Genomic DNA, 15645 nt, shown 5'->3' with positions numbered 1-15645 from the left:
CCTCCTAACGAATGAGCGGCCTTCAGAAGAAGGCCGCCAAGCCTTGATTACTTACAATGAACCGTGGAACGTCCGGTTGATGACGTCGATTTGTTGTTCGCGCGTCAACTTGATGAAGTTGACCGCATAGCCAGAGACGCGGATGGTGAGCTGTGGATATTCTTCCGGATGCTCCATCGCATCGAGCAACGTTTCACGGTTGAAGACGTTGACGTTCAAGTGATGTCCTTTATGCTCGCCGCCCATATAGCCGTCAAGAAGTGCCGCCAAGTTGAGTTCACGAGCTACTTCTTCTTTGCCTAGTGCTTTCGGTACGATCGAGAACGTGTATGAGATCCCGTCTTGCGCATGCTCGAACGGAAGTTTCGCAACTGATGAGAGCGATGCGGCAGCACCTTTCGTATCGCGGCCATGCATCGGGTTCGCACCTGGGGCGAACGGTTCGCCGGCACGGCGTCCGTCCGGTGTGTTCCCTGTTTTCTTGCCGTAGACGACGTTTGATGTGATCGTCAAGACCGATTGCGTATGGAGCGCGTCGCGGTATGTTTTATGCTTACGCACTTTTTCCATGAACGACTCAACGAGTTCGACGGCGATTGAATCGACACGGTCATCGTTGTTTCCGAATTTAGGGAAGTCGCCTTCTGTCTCGAAGTCGACAGCAATGCCTTGCTCGTTGCGGACCGGTTTCACGGTCGCATATTTGATGGCTGACAGACTATCTGCTGTGACCGAGAGACCGGCGATTCCGCATGCCATCGTCCGTAGGATTTCTGGGTCATGAAGTGCCATCTCGATCCGTTCGTACGCATATTTATCGTGCATGAAGTGGATGACGTTGAGCGTGTTGACGTAGAGCTCGGCGAGCCAATCGAGCGTCCGATCGAAGTCGGCATACACTTTGTCGTACGTGAGCACGTCTTCGGTGTTCATCTCCCAAACCGGTGCGATTTGGTCGCCGCTCTTCTCATCGCGGCCTCCGTTCATGCTGTAAAGGAGTGCTTTTGCCATGTTGGCGCGGGCACCGAAGAACTGCATCTGTTTCCCGATCTTCATCGGTGACACACAGCAGGCGATGCCGTAGTCGTCGCCAAACTCTGGAAGCATGAGGTCGTCGTTCTCATATTGGATGGCGGACGTCTCAATCGACATCTTCGCGCAATATTGTTTAAATCCTTCTGGCAATTTCGTCGACCAAAGCACCGTCAAGTTCGGTTCTGGTGCTGGCCCGAGGTTTGAGAGTGAGTGCAAGAAGCGGAATGAGCTCTTCGTCACGTTCGAGCGACCATCCTCACTCATCCCACCGATTGACTCGGTCACCCACGTTGGGTCACCCGAGAACAATTCGTTGTAGTCAGGCGTGCGCAAGAATTTGACGATCCGGAGCTTCATGATGAAGTGGTCGACGATTTCTTGAACGTCTGACTCGGTCAAACGACCTGCTTCGATATCACGTTCTGCGTAAACATCGAGGAATGTCGAGACACGTCCAAGTGACATCGCGGCGCCGTTCTGTTCTTTGACGGCTGCGAGATATGCAAGATATACCCATTGGTACGCCTCTTGTGTATTTTCCGCCGGACGGCCGAGGTCAAACCCGTACGCCGCACCGAGTTGTTTCAACTCTTGGAGGGCACGGAGCTGCTCAGACATTTCTTCCCGTGTCCGAATATCTGACTCTGATAAGAAACCGCCACGGTTCGCCAAGTCTTTTTTACGTTCTGCAATCAAGAAGTCTAACCCGTACAAGGCAACACGACGGTAGTCGCCGATAATCCGTCCCCGGCCGTAAGCGTCAGGAAGACCTGTGATGATCCCTGACTTCCGCGCCGCCCGCATCTCAGGTGTGTACGCATCGAAGACACCTTGGTTATGCGTTTTGCGAATTTCCGAATAAATCTTTGTGATTTCAGGGTTCGGCTCGAAACCGTATGACTCAAGGGCAGCGTCGACCATCCGGATCCCGCCGTTTGGATGAATCGAACGTTTGAACGGCTCGTCCGTTTGAACACCGACCACTTTCTCGAGCTCTTTGTTTAAGTATCCCGGTCCGTGCGATACGATTGTCGATGGGTTGTTTTGATCGACCGCCCAAACACCACCGCGTTCCCGCTCTTCTTTCGTCAATTCCATCACTTGTGCCCAAAGCTGATTCGTCGCTTCCGTCGGTCCCTCCAAGAACGAATCGTTCCCGGTGTACTCGTGTCGGTTCAAACGGATAAACTCACCGACGTTCACTTCGTTCGTCCACTGCCCAGGTACAAATCCTGACCAGGCTGATTTAATTTCGGTTGCCATTGTGGGTCACTCCTCATAGTTGAGATAACTGCGTGCTTTCTATAAGTTGAGTGTACGTGAAAACGTGAACATTTTGTTTTACGTTCTTGTGAAATTTGTAACAATCTAATGAACGTTGGCATAAAGCCGTTTTTGTAAGCGCTTTAAATACTGTTATAATGCAAACACTCTTCCTTATGAAACAGATAAGTCTTGTTACGGCAGGATTCAACTCATTTCTGTATCATTTCAGATGGGATGTGACGATTTATACAGTTTTCGTAGTGATGTACCTCACACCTCGGGGATAGAACTTGAATTTTTGCCTTATATCGGACACAATGAAGGCAGAACATTGTAGAAGAGGAAGGGGTTCTTCCCATGACGTACGAATTATTGACAGCCGCTCACGATTTAAAGACCGGTGACCGCATCTCTCTTAAAGTAGAGGAAAACGGTGAACAACGTGACGGATTCATCACAGAATTTGAAGACGCAGGTTTTTGGATTCGGTTTGACGACGACATCGAAAACGAGGATTTCATCGACTACCGCGATAACTTGCTCGTTGCTCTCATCTCGCGCCCGATTGACGTGGCAGCGACGTATCCAGAGCTCGCTTCATACGAACGGTTGACGAAAGAATTGCAGTATCGTGTGTATCAAGGCTTCACCGTCGAAGGCGTCGAGGCGTCGGCTGACCAAATCGATGTGCACATCAAACTCATCGAGGACGGACAGACGTTCACACAGACACTCCGTTCTTCATTCGACCAAGATACTGAACATGTTCGCTATATCTAAGACAGGGAGCGCTTATGCTTCCTTTGTTTTTGCCCCACGATAAGGAGAATTGATATGAACTTTACAAAACCATTTATTAACGAAGCCTGGGATCGCCTTGGCTTTACTGAACCAATGCCGGTCCAAGCGGAAGCCTTCCCGCTTCTTCTTGACGGAAAAGACGTCACGATCGAAGCGCCGACAGGTACCGGGAAGACACTTGCTTACTTATTACCCGCCATCGAAAAAATCGACGCTTCGAACGACCGCATCCAAGTCGTCATCGTCGCGCCGACGCGTGAACTCGTCATGCAGATTCAAACGGTCGCGCAACGCTTCACCGAGAAAGGTGACGTCCGCATCGCTTCGTTCATCGGTGGCGTCGAGTTGAAACGTCAAATCGACCGGTTGAAGAAAAAACCACATTTAATCGTCGGGACACCGGGCCGACTCGTCGAACTCATTGAGAAGAAAAAGTTGAAACTTCACGAGACGCATACGATCGTCCTCGACGAAGCCGATCAAATCATCGATAGCGGTTTGACAGAATCTGCCGAACGGATCATCAAACATACGGCGCATGAACATCAAATCGCCCTCGTCTCGGCGACACTCACAGACACGCTTCAAGCTTGGGCTGCCCCATTCTTGAACGAACCGGCCCACGTGAAAATCGAGCGGGCGGTAAGCGCACAAGTCACCTATGGCTACATGTTGACGACGCGCCGGTATAAACCAGAGTTGCTCCGCCGCCTGTCTCACGTCGACAACGTCAAAGCGCTCGCTTTCATCAACAACCGGTCGTTCTTGCCACCGTTGAAAGGTGAGCTCGACAAGATGAAAGTGAACTATCGCATGCTCGACAGCTTGAAAGGAAAGCGCGAACGTGTCGAAACACTTCGTGAGTTCCGGAAGGGTGACTACCCGCTCCTCATCACGACTGGCCTCGCAGCCCGTGGTCTCGATATCGAGGAAGTGACGCACGTCGTCCACTTCGACTTGCCAGAATCAATCGATGACTTTATTCACCGCTCAGGCCGGACGGCACGCGGGAATGCGGCCGGGACCGTGCTCTCGCTCGTGACAGATGAGGATTTGACCCATTTGAAATCGTTCGCCCGTCAACTCGGCGTTGAATTGAAAGAACTCGAGATTTACCGTGGCGACGTCATCGAGAAGCGAATCGAGGATAAACCGCCGGTCGTCAAGCGTCCTGCGAATAAACGAGGACCACGCCGATGAAAAAAGACCGGAAAGTAATTCCATTCCCTTTGCTCGTAGAAGAGTCCGAATTGCTGGCCGAGCTGAAAAAAATGTATGAGCAGGCCGCGCTCGCGCGCAGCACGCAATGGACGAACTATATACAAGAGATCGCCTCGGAAGGCACGTGGCACTTGAAAGACGCGGAGTTGTTCCGCGACTTGTTCATCGATTGGGCCGTCTTCTTCGAGACGGACGAAGACGGGATGACGCCGCATGGTCGGTACTTGGCGGATCACAAAACCGAGATGTCCCCCGCCCTCTATCACGCGCTTCGGGGCTTGGCGGTCCCGCGCTGCTCGGTCTTCGAAGTGACCGAGGACGGTTTACGCGATTGGGAGACGAAAGAAATCTACAAAGTGACGCTTCCGGAGGCTCGTGAACCGGGCGATGTGATGCTCGGCAAACTGCTCGATATCCGCGGCAACTGGCGGTTCGGATCGGCGTTCCTCGCCCTCCCGGCGAAGATGGCCGGTAACGTATCGGACCTGTATATCGATTTCACCGACGAGGTCGGTCCAGGTGCGTTCCTCGACCAGTTCCCGGAGTTCTGTGCGGAACTGATCGACATGTTGCTTGATTTAGAAGAAGGGATTATCATCCCGAAACCATCAAAATAAGCGAGAGGCGGGCGCCTCTCGCTTATTTTTTATTCCACGTAATATTCTGTGTTGGTCACCAATGCTTTCGCCTCGTCGTTCGTCGCTTTCACCGTGGCGCTCGAGATGGCTTTTCCATCTCGATAGACGTCGATGACGGCCCCGTCTTTCGTAGGACGGGCATGGTACAGTCGATCCCCGATGTATGAGGTCGTGCCGACCGAACCATCGATGACCGAACGTGTCGACTGCTTCCCAGTCTTCAAATCGATGACGAATTCGGTCCCGTCTTCCTGTAACGAAATCAATTGATCCTCGTACACCGTCGCGTTCCACATGTCACCGTCTGGCATCAATTCAACGACTTGCTTCGTTTCCGCATCATACGCATAAATCCCAATCTTTTCTTGCTCACTTAAATAAGTTTCTCCATTTTCCGTGATGGATGTTTGCTCGGTCATGCCAACCGGGATGAACCGATTATCCGCGTCAATCGTCGCCATGTGCGGTCGGAAAGCCCACGACGTTCCAGTCACGGTCGAAATGGATTCATCTTGTAACGCCACGCTCTCAATCACGATTTGTTTGGCAGCCTCATCGAACCTAGCAATTTTCGTCTCTGGATTCTCTCCATAACCATCTCGGTAAATGACATGCACGTTTCCGTCATGAACAAAGAGGCCGGCCCAAGGACTGTCCATCAATTCAGAAGCGCCATCAACTTCATTCCCAAAGACTTGTTTGGTGACTTCTTGTCCATTCATTCGGAACACCGCAATCTCTTTGTTCCCGTTCTGACCGACGCCAATATAGCCGTCAGCTGTTCGAATCGATTGCATAAAACTTAAGCCAGACAATTCTCGATAAAAACCACGAACTGACGGATCTACCTCACTCCGATAATTTAACGCCTCTTCGATATAGTTCACATTGCTCATCACACGACTACGATCGGTCGTCAATTGGAATCGTTCCGTCGTACCTTCTTCTTCCGTTCCGTAAAATAGACCAACCGTTTGTGACTTCCACACACTAGGATTCGTTTTGACATCTAACTCCCATTCCGCTTTCGTGTCCCGCATATCGAAAGCGAACGTCCCGAGACCGATGACGACGACCGCACCGAGTGCGACCACATTCCACATTCGTTTCATACGCTCACCTCACACACTTAATTTCTTCATTAGGTAACGACGACTAATCCACACCGCTGCCATCATCCATGCCATTAGACCGAGACCAATCACAAGCGTCATCTCATCCATAAACAAGCGGTTCTCCAGGAAAAAAAGTGCCGTCACAGGAACGACAATCAACGTTCCAAGTATCAGCATCGCAATGATCGACGACCACACCGTCCGTTGCCATAGGCTCCGTTCCATCAACACAAATGCGAAGATGAACAGAACGACGAGGACGATTAACAATTGATGGACGAAGAAGTTGAACAGTGACGCCGGGAACATGACCGAGAGCGCCCCATCGTAGCCGATGGCTTGTTCGAAGGAGCCACGCATTGGAACCATTTGCGAATCGAACCAACTCGAAAACGCTATGTACTGGAGTTTGAGCGCAATCCATTGGACCGATAAGAGGCCGAGCACCATCAACATCATCGTCGCGAGCTTCGCTCCGAAGACGAGCATCCGTTGTTGCGGCATGAGCAACAGCCGCATCATGAACGTCCCGCGTCCTTGGAAGTCGCGGTACCAAATCCAAAAACTATAGAGCAACATCGCGGCGACGGCCACGCCGATCGACAAGATGAAAGGCGTCCCGCCGATATAATTTCCGAACGCCATGACATAATCCGGCGTTCCGGTACGACGCATCTCTTCATACATGTTCGTCTCGCTCCATAAGAAGATACCGAGCCATGCGAACTGCGTGACGACGAGCAATGTGATTAAGATGAGATACGGTTTCGTCATCCGCTCGACTTCCCATCCGAGTAGTTTCAATAGATTCATGCGCCATACTCCTCTCTCATGACGTCGACGATCGACTTCCCATGAATGAAGCGGACGTCCTCGACGTCGAACTCACGGACGATTCGACCGTTGTTCAACATGACGGCCTTATCGACCAAATATTCGATGTCTTCAATCTCATGCGTCGTGATCAAGACGCCGCGGTCTTCCATGATGTCACTCGAGAACAACTCGACGATTTGTTCTTTCGAGAATACGTCGATGCCCGAGAACGGTTCGTCGAGCAATAAATAGTCCGGGTCTTGGGCGATGCCGAGCGCCAAATTCACTTTCGCGAGCGTCCCTTTTGAGAGTTCATTCAACTTGTCCTCGGGGAACAGCTTGAACTCATCGACAAGACGGGCAAACAATTTCGGGTCGAACTTTGGATAAAAGTCGCGCATGAACGCCTCGCACTGTTCAATGGTGAAATGGATGGGGAACGTCGAATGATCCGGTACGAACGCGACACGATTCAAGTCGAGCGGTTTGCCGTCGACGAGCACCGTGCCCCGGTCGAATCGCGTCAGCCCCATGATCCCTTTGAGAATGGTCGACTTCCCGGTCCCATTCAAGCCGATCAGGCACGTGATTTCTCCTTTTTGGGCCGTGAACGACACGTCTTCGATAACTTGTTTTCTCCGGTAACGTTTTTTAACTCCCAATACTTCGATCATCGAGATTCCCCTCCCCGTATTGCCGTTTGATTTTATCGACGAGCTCATCCATCGTGACGTCGAGTTCTTGAATCGATTCGACGAAGACGGCGACCGCTTCATCGACGAGTTCGGTACGGATCCGTTTCAATACATGTTCATCCGTCGTTACGCGACTTGGGCGATTCCGTTCGGTCGTAATCAATTGTTGTTCCTCCATTTCTTTGAACGCCTTTTGGACGGTGTTCGGGTTAATTTTCAATTCGCTCGCTAACTCACGCCGCGACGGCATCTCTTCGCCCGCTTTCAGTTCGCCAAGTGCCATTTTCTTTTTGAAGTAGTCGACGACTTGGATGTAGACCGGGGCTCTCGTGTTGAATTGTATGATCATGTGGTCACCTCTCTAAGTGTATGATGCGACTAATACACTACCTGACTGTATTATCACCATAGTACACTAACGGAGTCAACAGTTTTTTCCAAAATAAAAACGCATCCTCCTATAAGTGGATGCGTCAACTGGATTGAACGATGTGATTGGCCTTGGCTTTCGGATTAACCGTCTTCAAATAATGCACTTCTCCGGGCCAGTACCGGAGCTCGTACTTGGCAATCCGCTCCGACAAATCGCCGATATACGTATCACGATTCAAGACCCGTTCATACCGGACCTCCCGCGGACAGTCGAGATAGACGACGTAGTCAAAATAAGGGCGCCACTCGTCCCGCAATAAAAAAATCCCTTCAATCAAGACAAGTGCGTTCGGAGCAATCTCGATTTTTCGCATGACGATTTCGTCCCGGTCGCGCGCATAGTACGGTAACGTCAGCGTTGTCTCCCCTTGCCGCAACGGTTCGAACAACGTCTGGACAAGTAAGTCGACGTCCCATTGGAGCGCATAATATTCCATCGCTTCCGATTGTCCCGTCTCGTAACGCCGATGCCGCTCGACGATAAAATCATCGATATGTAGCATCACTTCCTTCGGTGAGGTCCCGCGCAGTTGATCAACAAGCGTCGTCTTCCCAGCTCCGCTCAATCCATCGATGGCGATGATGAACGGCCGGCCTTGCGGATGCTTGGCGTGTTCTCGACGAATGGTTTCCCGTAAAGTGTCCATCCCCTCATCTCCTTCCCACAAAAAAAGTCAGCCCCGCTAAAGGGCTGACTTCAGTTTACCAGAGCACCCAGCCTTTCGCTCCCGGAGGCGCACTTTCAATCAAGTGCCAAATCGGGATCGTATAGGCGAACGCAATCAATACGAACGTGACAGTGATCCATAACTTCCAATTCTCGAAGAAACGTGGCGTCTCCATCGCCGCCTCTTCCGTCTCAGCGAGCGGAAACTCTTCTTCTCCTTTCGGCGCGAGGAACGACAAGTTGAACATCGAATAGACGAAGATGAGGACCGAGATCAACAGGATCGTCCCGCCGATCGCCATGGCGATATGGTATGGAATCCATTCGCGCGTGAGTGCGTCGGAGAAGTACGTCGCCGGACCGGTCCGACGCGGGTTACCTTGGAGTCCTGAGATGTGCATTGCGTAAGACATGATTGACATCCCAAACGCCCACGTTCCCGTTTGAATCAATCCGAGTCGGTTCATCTTTTTCGTGAGTGTACGACCGCGCAATACCGGTACGAGCCAATATGCCGTTCCGAAGAACGTCAAGGCGACGGCCGTCCCGACTGTGATATGGAAGTGACCTGTGACCCAAAGTGTGTTGTGGACCATCGCGTTCAATTGGTGCGATGCGTTGATGATCCCGCCGGCTCCGGCTGGAATGAAGAACAACATGCCCACGAACGGCGCGAGGAAACGGACATCCCCATATGGCATCTTCTTGACCCAACCGAATAACCCGCGAGCACCGAGGGCACGACCGCGAAGTTCGAACGTCGCAAACAGCGAGAATGCCGTCATAAACGACGGGATGACGACGAGGAACGTCAAGATGACTTGAACGAACTTCCAAAACGGCTCAATTCCCGGCTCTGTCAATTGGTGGTGGAAACCGACCGGGAACGAGAACAGGAGGAACAAGAGGAACGCCATCCGGGCGAGTGCATCTGAGAAAATCTTTCCGCCGATGACTTTCGGCACGACCGTATACCAGACGATATAGGCCGGCATGAGCCAGAAATAGACGAGTGGGTGACCGAAATACCAGAACAGCGTCCGTGATAACTCGATTCCGACCGTGTCTTTCCATCCGAGCGAGAGCGGGAGCAGTTGGAATAAAATCGTTCCGGCGACACCGAGCGTGGCGATGACCCACAAGAGCATCGTCATGATACTCATATACGCTGGAAGCGGCGGATGCACGCCTGGATTTTCCCGTTTATAGTCCGCATACATCCGGAACATGGCGAACGCCGACAACCATGTCCCGACGACGAACAAGACGAGACCGATATAGAACACTGGATCGGCCATGAGTGGCGCGTAGAACGTATACAAAACGGTCGCTTTATTGGCAAGCACCATGATTGTGACGAGCACGGCACCGGCGATAATCATCCAAAACCCGAGCCAAGCAACCCGTGTCGGAAATGACTCAAAGCGTCCGAACGACTTAGCGAGCAGCGCGTAAAGCAGACCGATAATAAACATTGTCGTGAAAACGAGACCGAGCATGATGCCGTGTGCTGTCAACAGTTGATAATAGCCGAACACTTCTGGGATGACACCGGTTCGGATGAGCGTCTGCATGAGTCCTGCCAAACCGCCGATTAAGACGGCGAGGACCGAAATGACGATATGGGCATAGGCGAGGCGCGCTTCTTTAACACCGATACTTGGTACCGGTACGCCGCGTTCCATTTCCCACTGTTTTAATTTTGAGGCTACGTCATTCATTTAGTCCACCACCTTAATTTTTGTCGACATCATGTGATGTCCGGTTCCACAGTATTCGTTACATAGAATCAAGAATTCGCCTGCTTCTTCGAACGTATACGTGAGCGAGTTGATGTGACCTGGCACGACCATCATATTGACCGGTGTCCCTGTCAATTGGAACCCGTGGACGACGTCCGGTGACGTGACGAGAAACGTGACTTTCGCCCCTTTTGGGATTTCCACATTGCCCGGTGTGAATGTGAACGCTTGGGCGACCATGACGAGCTCATACTCGTTGTCACCGATTTTATGAAGCCCTGGTTTGTCGAACGGTGCAGTTTGATGCACTTTTGCCGGGTCGATCAAATCGGCGTCCGAAGCCGGCTGATTCCCTGCCGCAAACGCAGAAATACCGAGCACTGTCAAAAAGACACCTAATAGAATAATGCCGAATACTAACCAATACTTCTCAAGTTTATGAATATGCATCGTGCTTCCCTCCTCTTGCTCGTTATCGTGTCACAAATAAGTAAAAGACCGACGACCACATGGCAATGATGACGCCAGCGACAATCATGACCGATGTGAACGTGCCTTTTAAGTTCGGTTCTTGTCCATCGTTTTTCTCCACGTGAAGGACCCCTTTCCCTTTGATTTCCACTTTCATTGTATGAAAAGGGGCACTGATTAATATGTGACATTTGTCACTTCAAAAGTGACAATCACATCAAATTTGCGTAGTTTCCACACATAAAGTTCACATTTGGAAAAAAGGCATACAAAAAGGCGATTGCTCCGACATCAGTCGGTCCAATCACCTGTTCATGTTCTCATGTTGTGACGCCGCACGTTTTTCAATGCTTATGAACGGCAAGTCAAAGCCGACAAATACCGGCGGGACAGCCTTCGCAGTAACATAGCTCTTTTAGGAAATCGATGTCATGCAACACCATCGATGTCGGAGTCGTCGTTAACACGCCTTCTTTCCGCCACTGGTTCATCATTCGATTGACCGTTTCGCGAGGTGCACCGATCAATTGTCCGAGTTCGCCGTCAGACGGATGTGTCGGAACTGTGACCCCCTCTGTCTCCTCTACGCCGTGCATTGCCGCCATGCGAAGCAACGTCGAGGCGAGCGCCCCTGGCTTCCCATAGAGCAACAAGTCACGCAACTTCATCTCGGACTGTTTGCGCATCATCGATGTCCAACGCAACACCTCCGTGGCCAGCTGTGCGTCTTGACGCACGAGCTCGTCCATCTCTTGTTTTGAAATCCAGCCGATGACACTGTCCTCGGTCGTCTCGATACTATAGGAGCTCGGGAATACATCGTCGATGTCGAACTCTCCAAAGAAGTCGTCAGCGCCGTATATGAACATGATGAGCGAACTCCCTTTTTTCGTCAGTTTCGTGAATTTGACGGTACCGCTCTTCAAATAAAAGAACTTACTGCATCTTTCGCCTTCCCAACAAACGATACTCGCTTTTGAATATTCTTGAAACGTCATCATCTCGAATAAGAGCTGTTTCGTCTCTTCTGAGAAGACGAAGCTGTTCGGTTGGGTCGTCCCACATTTCATAGTCATGTTGTCTGCTCCCTCCACTGGTCTCATGCCTAATCTGGCCTCGTGCGTGATATATGGTTTTATTATACAGGAGGGCAATGGGCATTTTCATAAAAGTATGTGACATTTCAAACAATCTTCTTATTTTTTCGTTCACAAAAAAAGACTGCAGGCTCTCTGCAGTCTAATCCGATCATCGGTAGACGAGTCGAATCAACTTCTCGGCTCCTTTGAAGTTCGGATAACGAACCGGCAAATCAAATTTCGTCGTATTGCGTAAAATCGATTTGGCATGGCTGAACGTCTCAAAGCTGTAGCGACCATGATACGAGCCCATTCCGCTCTCACCGACGCCACCGAACGGCAGGTTCGGGTTCGTCAAATGCATAAGGACATCATTGACACAACCTCCGCCAAACGTGAGATGCTTCATCACCTTCTGCTCCACCTCTTTCGTCTCAGTGAACAAATAAAGCGCGAGCGGGTGTGGGCGCGCTGCAACGAAATCAATCACTTCATCGAGTTGACGATACGTGAGTACCGGTAGAATCGGCCCAAAAATCTCATCCTTCATAACGTTTGCGTCTTCTTCGATGTCCGTCAATACAGTCGGAGCGATCTTCAATTGATCTCGGTCGGTCTGACCTCCGAAAAATACGTCGCCTTCCGTCAAATATCCGGTCAAACGGTCGAAATGTGTCTCATTGACGATTCGTGTGAACCGCTTCGTCCCGACGCCATTCCCGAACATCGTGAACGCTTCACGTTTAATGGCTTCGAGGAATACCCCTCGTTTCGATTCATGGACGAGGACATAGTCTGGAGCGACGCACGTTTGCCCGGCGTTCATCCATTTGCCCCAAGCGATCCGTTTCGCCGCAATCTCGATATTGGCATCGTCATGGACGATGGCCGGCGATTTCCCGCCGAGCTCAAGCGTGACCGGCGTCAAATGTTTCGCCGCCGCCTCCATGACAATTTTTCCGACCGGTGTCGACCCAGTGAAGAAGATATGGTCCCACTTCTTTGCGAGCAGTTCCGTCGCCACGTCTTTATCTCCTTCAACGCTGACGACGTAGCGGTCAGTGAACGCCCGTTCGAGCACTTTTGTGATTATTTGGGCGACGTTCGGTGTCAATTCCGAAGGCTTCACGACGGCCGTGTTCCCTGCGGCAATCGCTCCGATGAGCGGTGCCATTGCCAATTGAAACGGGTAGTTCCATGGAGCGATAATCAGTACCGTGCCATAAGGTTCATACATGACCTCACTTTTCGTCCCGAGATGAATCGAAGCACCGCGGACTCGCTTCGGGCGCATCCAACGTTTCAACTCACGAGTCGTCCGTGTAATCTCATCGTAGACGAAACCAATTTCCGTCGTGAACGCGTCGAGTTCCGATTTGTTCAAATCCTGCTCCAACGCTTGGAGAATTTCGGCCTCATGATGTTTGATCGATTCTTTTAAAAACGTCAGCATACTGAGACGGAATGCGAGCGATTTGGTCGCTTGTGTCCGATAGAAGCGACGTTGTTTACGGATGAGCTCTTCGATGGTCAACTGTTCGATTGGTGCGAGCATAAATCTGCCTCCCTTAGATGATAGCGCTAGCTTCATCTTATCATTTTCTCTTGGCCATCGACCATTTTGAACCTTCGCTCCGCACACTCTCGGTCTGCCTTATCTCACGGGCACGTTCCGCTTTTTCGCTTGTTGCATCATGACGAGAACCAACCCGGCGGCGAGCAAGATGCCTCCGGTCACCGTGAATTTTTGCGTCAACGTGATGGAAAGCCAGCCTAAAAAAGCCGAGCCCGTTACCGTCCCAAGCGAGAAGAAGGCATAAAAATATCCGTAGGATTTGCCACGGTTGGCATGGTTGGTGGCTTTGATCAACATCGTGTTGATGGCTGGGAATAAGATCGCGAAACCGACACCATACAAGGCGAGCACCCCGTATAAGAGACTAGATGTCTCGGCACGGCCGATCAACAGTTGGCTCACACCAAGAATGCCGACACCGAGTGCCGCAAGTTTCGCTGGTTCGATTTGATCGAACAAACGGTTCGTTGGTAACACAAATACGAGCACCGCCATGATTCCGAACGTACTAAGCAGTGTCCCGCTTAAGCGGGAGTCATAGCCGAGCGACTGTACATAAAGTGGTAGCAAAAACGCGATCGCACCTTGCGAGAACATTAAAAGGAAGGCACCGATATACGCCTTCACGACGTCACGTTCAAGCCGTGATTTCCCTTCCTCTTGACGGCTCGATGTTCCGAGCGACAGTTTCGACGGACGTAAAAAGATGAGCGCGAGTAATGCGACCATCATCCCATAAAACGCGACGTACGTGAAAACGACGGGGACAGTCGTTCGACTCGCCATGATCCCACTAAACGCTGGCCCGATAATGGCCGCCAACCCGACAAAACTGCCGGTCAATGCCACTTTCTTCCCTTGACGGTTCGCTGCGGTCAGATTGGCAGACAACGTGAATGCGGCCGGTACGATCAAGCCGGCGACGAACCCGTGCACGATGCGGACGATGAGAAGCGTCGTCGATGTGTCGACGAGGTGGTACGACAAGAGACTGAGGCTCGACAGCGCGAGACCGACGAGCAAGATGACGATCGGACCGATGCGGTCGGTCCAGATGCCGGACAATATATTGCCGAACGTGTTCGACAACGAATAGATGGCGATGACGAGGCCGGCGATGAACGGTGTCGCGCCGACCGATGTCGCGAACGTGCTCATGACCGGAAGTTGGGCAAAAAGATCAAAGAAAGCAAAAAAGACGATACTATAAATGACAAAAGCGGATGCTCTATTCATGGACACAACTCCTTCGTACAGCCCAATTTTCGAACTGTTCGTTTCAGCTTCAGTCTAGCTTGCCGGTTTCACTTTGTATACACGGGAAGGCGCGCGGACACAAAAACGCCTTACAAACCACTTGTCTGTAAGGCGCGCTCATTAATTTGTGACTTCGACCGCTGTGTCGAGTGCGACACGGATCATCTCGTCAAACGTCGATTGACGCTCTTCCGACGTCGTTTCTTCACCTGTCAACAAGTGGTCCGAGATCGTGAGGATCGTCAATGCGTTCACTTTATGTTTTGCAGCGAGTGTGTAAAGACCTGCCGCTTCCATCTCAATTGCGAGGCAACCGAAGTCGGCCCACTTCTTGAAATGGTGGAAATCATCTTGGTAGAACTGGTCGGCTGTGAAGATTTGACCGACCTTGACCGGGATGCCAGCCTTTTCAGCATTCATATAGGCGCGATGTAGGAGGTCGAACGTCGCTGTTGGTGCATAGTCCATGCCGTCGAAGCGGACCCGGTTTTGGCCCATTTCACTCGATGCGCTCATCGCGATGACGACGTCACGTACTTTGACATCTTCTTGAATCCCGCCGGCCGTACCAACACGAATCAAGTTTTTGGCGCCGTATGACATGATCAATTCGTTCACGTAAATCGACATCGACGGAACACCCATCCCTGTCCCTTGAACGGAAATGCGTTTCCCTTTATACGTTCCAGTGAAGCCATACATCCCACGGACTTCGTTGTATAACTCGACGTCTTCGAGGAAAGTTTCCGCGATATATTTCGCGCGAAGCGGATCTCCTGGCAATAATACCGTTTCTGCGATTTGTCCTGCTTCTGCCCCAATGTGTACACTCAT

General features: G+C 51.3%; 16 protein-coding genes. 3 read left to right on the top strand and 13 right to left on the bottom strand.

The window, feature by feature from the left end; translation table 11 throughout:
* Positions 1 to 51: 51 nt before the first annotated feature.
* The gene (pflB, locus tag KNP06_RS11465; RefSeq protein WP_214789135.1) at positions 52 to 2298 is read right to left on the bottom strand and encodes a formate C-acetyltransferase; all 2247 of its coding nucleotides are present in this window, start codon (positions 2296 to 2298) and stop codon (positions 52 to 54) included.
* Between the two features lie 360 nt (positions 2299 to 2658).
* Here pflB and KNP06_RS11460 point away from each other — a divergent pair, with 360 nt between their 5' ends.
* Genes KNP06_RS11460 through KNP06_RS11450 form a run of 3 tightly spaced genes read left to right on the top strand, consistent with a single transcriptional unit; the run spans position 2659 to position 4940 of the window.
* On the top strand, positions 2659 to 3081 hold the full coding sequence (locus KNP06_RS11460) for a hypothetical protein (protein ID WP_034781118.1): 423 nt from the start codon (positions 2659 to 2661) through the stop codon (positions 3079 to 3081).
* Between the two features lie 54 nt (positions 3082 to 3135).
* A complete protein-coding gene (locus KNP06_RS11455; protein ID WP_034781120.1) occupies positions 3136 to 4302 on the top strand; it encodes a DEAD/DEAH box helicase in 1167 nt (388 codons plus the stop codon).
* Complete coding sequence (locus KNP06_RS11450; RefSeq protein ID WP_138859941.1) at positions 4299 to 4940, top strand: hypothetical protein; 642 nt, start codon at positions 4299 to 4301, stop codon at positions 4938 to 4940. Before KNP06_RS11455 ends, KNP06_RS11450 begins: the two co-directional genes overlap by 4 nt.
* Before the next feature lie 29 nt (positions 4941 to 4969).
* On the opposite strand, the gene KNP06_RS11445 is transcribed toward KNP06_RS11450, so the two are convergent.
* From KNP06_RS11445 to deoD, 12 genes are all read right to left on the bottom strand, one after another.
* Positions 4970 to 6073, bottom strand: a complete 1104-nt coding sequence (locus tag KNP06_RS11445; protein WP_214789132.1) for a hypothetical protein — start codon at positions 6071 to 6073, stop codon at positions 4970 to 4972.
* 9 nt (positions 6074 to 6082) lie between these two features.
* Positions 6083 to 6889: a hypothetical protein gene (locus tag KNP06_RS11440; RefSeq protein ID WP_214789129.1), complete on the bottom strand. Its 807-nt coding sequence runs from the start codon at positions 6887 to 6889 to the stop codon at positions 6083 to 6085.
* A complete protein-coding gene (locus tag KNP06_RS11435; protein WP_214789126.1) occupies positions 6886 to 7566 on the bottom strand; it encodes an ABC transporter ATP-binding protein in 681 nt (226 codons plus the stop codon). The genes KNP06_RS11440 and KNP06_RS11435 overlap by 4 nt, the downstream gene beginning before the upstream one ends.
* Positions 7544 to 7936, bottom strand: a complete 393-nt coding sequence (locus tag KNP06_RS11430) for a GntR family transcriptional regulator (protein WP_214708735.1) — start codon at positions 7934 to 7936, stop codon at positions 7544 to 7546. The genes KNP06_RS11435 and KNP06_RS11430 overlap by 23 nt, the downstream gene beginning before the upstream one ends.
* A 124-nt stretch (positions 7937 to 8060) precedes the next feature.
* Complete coding sequence (locus KNP06_RS11425; protein ID WP_214789123.1) at positions 8061 to 8666, bottom strand: kinase; 606 nt, start codon at positions 8664 to 8666, stop codon at positions 8061 to 8063.
* Positions 8667 to 8721: 55 nt separating this feature from the next.
* Entirely contained in the window at positions 8722 to 10407 is a 1686-nt protein-coding gene (locus KNP06_RS11420) for a b(o/a)3-type cytochrome-c oxidase subunit 1 (protein WP_251131589.1), read from the bottom strand.
* Positions 10408 to 10878 carry a cytochrome c oxidase subunit II gene (locus KNP06_RS11415; RefSeq protein WP_034781134.1) on the bottom strand — a complete coding sequence of 157 codons (471 nt, stop codon included), beginning with the start codon at positions 10876 to 10878 and terminating at the stop codon, positions 10408 to 10410.
* 22 nt (positions 10879 to 10900) lie between these two features.
* On the bottom strand, positions 10901 to 11020 hold the full coding sequence (locus tag KNP06_RS11410; protein WP_232819585.1) for a cytochrome c oxidase subunit 2A: 120 nt from the start codon (positions 11018 to 11020) through the stop codon (positions 10901 to 10903).
* Between the two features lie 244 nt (positions 11021 to 11264).
* Positions 11265 to 11975, bottom strand: a complete 711-nt coding sequence (locus KNP06_RS11405) for a Crp/Fnr family transcriptional regulator (protein WP_214789120.1) — start codon at positions 11973 to 11975, stop codon at positions 11265 to 11267.
* Between the two features lie 172 nt (positions 11976 to 12147).
* Entirely contained in the window at positions 12148 to 13533 is a 1386-nt protein-coding gene (locus KNP06_RS11400) for an aldehyde dehydrogenase (protein ID WP_214789117.1), read from the bottom strand.
* Between the two features lie 99 nt (positions 13534 to 13632).
* Complete coding sequence (locus KNP06_RS11395; RefSeq protein ID WP_214789114.1) at positions 13633 to 14790, bottom strand: MFS transporter; 1158 nt, start codon at positions 14788 to 14790, stop codon at positions 13633 to 13635.
* A 141-nt stretch (positions 14791 to 14931) separates the two neighbouring features.
* Complete coding sequence (gene deoD / locus KNP06_RS11390; RefSeq protein ID WP_114166460.1) at positions 14932 to 15645, bottom strand: purine-nucleoside phosphorylase; 714 nt, start codon at positions 15643 to 15645, stop codon at positions 14932 to 14934.

The organism is Exiguobacterium sp. s21 (genome assembly GCF_018617975.1).
GTDB classification, from domain to species: Bacteria; Bacillota; Bacilli; order Exiguobacteriales; family Exiguobacteriaceae; genus Exiguobacterium; species Exiguobacterium mexicanum_A.
This window is presented reverse-complemented; position numbering and strand designations above follow the sequence as displayed.

Bases quoted from the DNA above. Each gene is read 5' to 3' on its own strand.
- KNP06_RS11405 (WP_214789120.1), bottom strand. From the start codon at position 11,975: ATGACTATGAAATGTGGGACGACCCAACCGAACAGCTTCGTCTTCTCA.
- KNP06_RS11420 (WP_251131589.1), bottom strand. From the start codon at position 10,407: ATGAATGACGTAGCCTCAAAATTAAAACAGTGGGAAATGGAACGCGGC.
- KNP06_RS11415 (WP_034781134.1), bottom strand. From the start codon at position 10,878: ATGCATATTCATAAACTTGAGAAGTATTGGTTAGTATTCGGCATTATT.
- KNP06_RS11425 (WP_214789123.1), bottom strand. From the start codon at position 8,666: ATGGACACTTTACGGGAAACCATTCGTCGAGAACACGCCAAGCATCCG.
- KNP06_RS11460 (WP_034781118.1), top strand. From the start codon at position 2,659: ATGACGTACGAATTATTGACAGCCGCTCACGATTTAAAGACCGGTGAC.
- KNP06_RS11395 (WP_214789114.1), bottom strand. From the start codon at position 14,790: ATGAATAGAGCATCCGCTTTTGTCATTTATAGTATCGTCTTTTTTGCT.
- pflB (WP_214789135.1), bottom strand. From the start codon at position 2,298: ATGGCAACCGAAATTAAATCAGCCTGGTCAGGATTTGTACCTGGGCAG.
- KNP06_RS11445 (WP_214789132.1), bottom strand. From the start codon at position 6,073: ATGAAACGAATGTGGAATGTGGTCGCACTCGGTGCGGTCGTCGTCATC.
- KNP06_RS11450 (WP_138859941.1), top strand. From the start codon at position 4,299: ATGAAAAAAGACCGGAAAGTAATTCCATTCCCTTTGCTCGTAGAAGAG.
- KNP06_RS11435 (WP_214789126.1), bottom strand. From the start codon at position 7,566: ATGATCGAAGTATTGGGAGTTAAAAAACGTTACCGGAGAAAACAAGTT.
- deoD (WP_114166460.1), bottom strand. From the start codon at position 15,645: ATGAGTGTACACATTGGGGCAGAAGCAGGACAAATCGCAGAAACGGTA.
- KNP06_RS11440 (WP_214789129.1), bottom strand. From the start codon at position 6,889: ATGAATCTATTGAAACTACTCGGATGGGAAGTCGAGCGGATGACGAAA.
- KNP06_RS11400 (WP_214789117.1), bottom strand. From the start codon at position 13,533: ATGCTCGCACCAATCGAACAGTTGACCATCGAAGAGCTCATCCGTAAA.
- KNP06_RS11430 (WP_214708735.1), bottom strand. From the start codon at position 7,936: ATGATCATACAATTCAACACGAGAGCCCCGGTCTACATCCAAGTCGTC.
- KNP06_RS11455 (WP_034781120.1), top strand. From the start codon at position 3,136: ATGAACTTTACAAAACCATTTATTAACGAAGCCTGGGATCGCCTTGGC.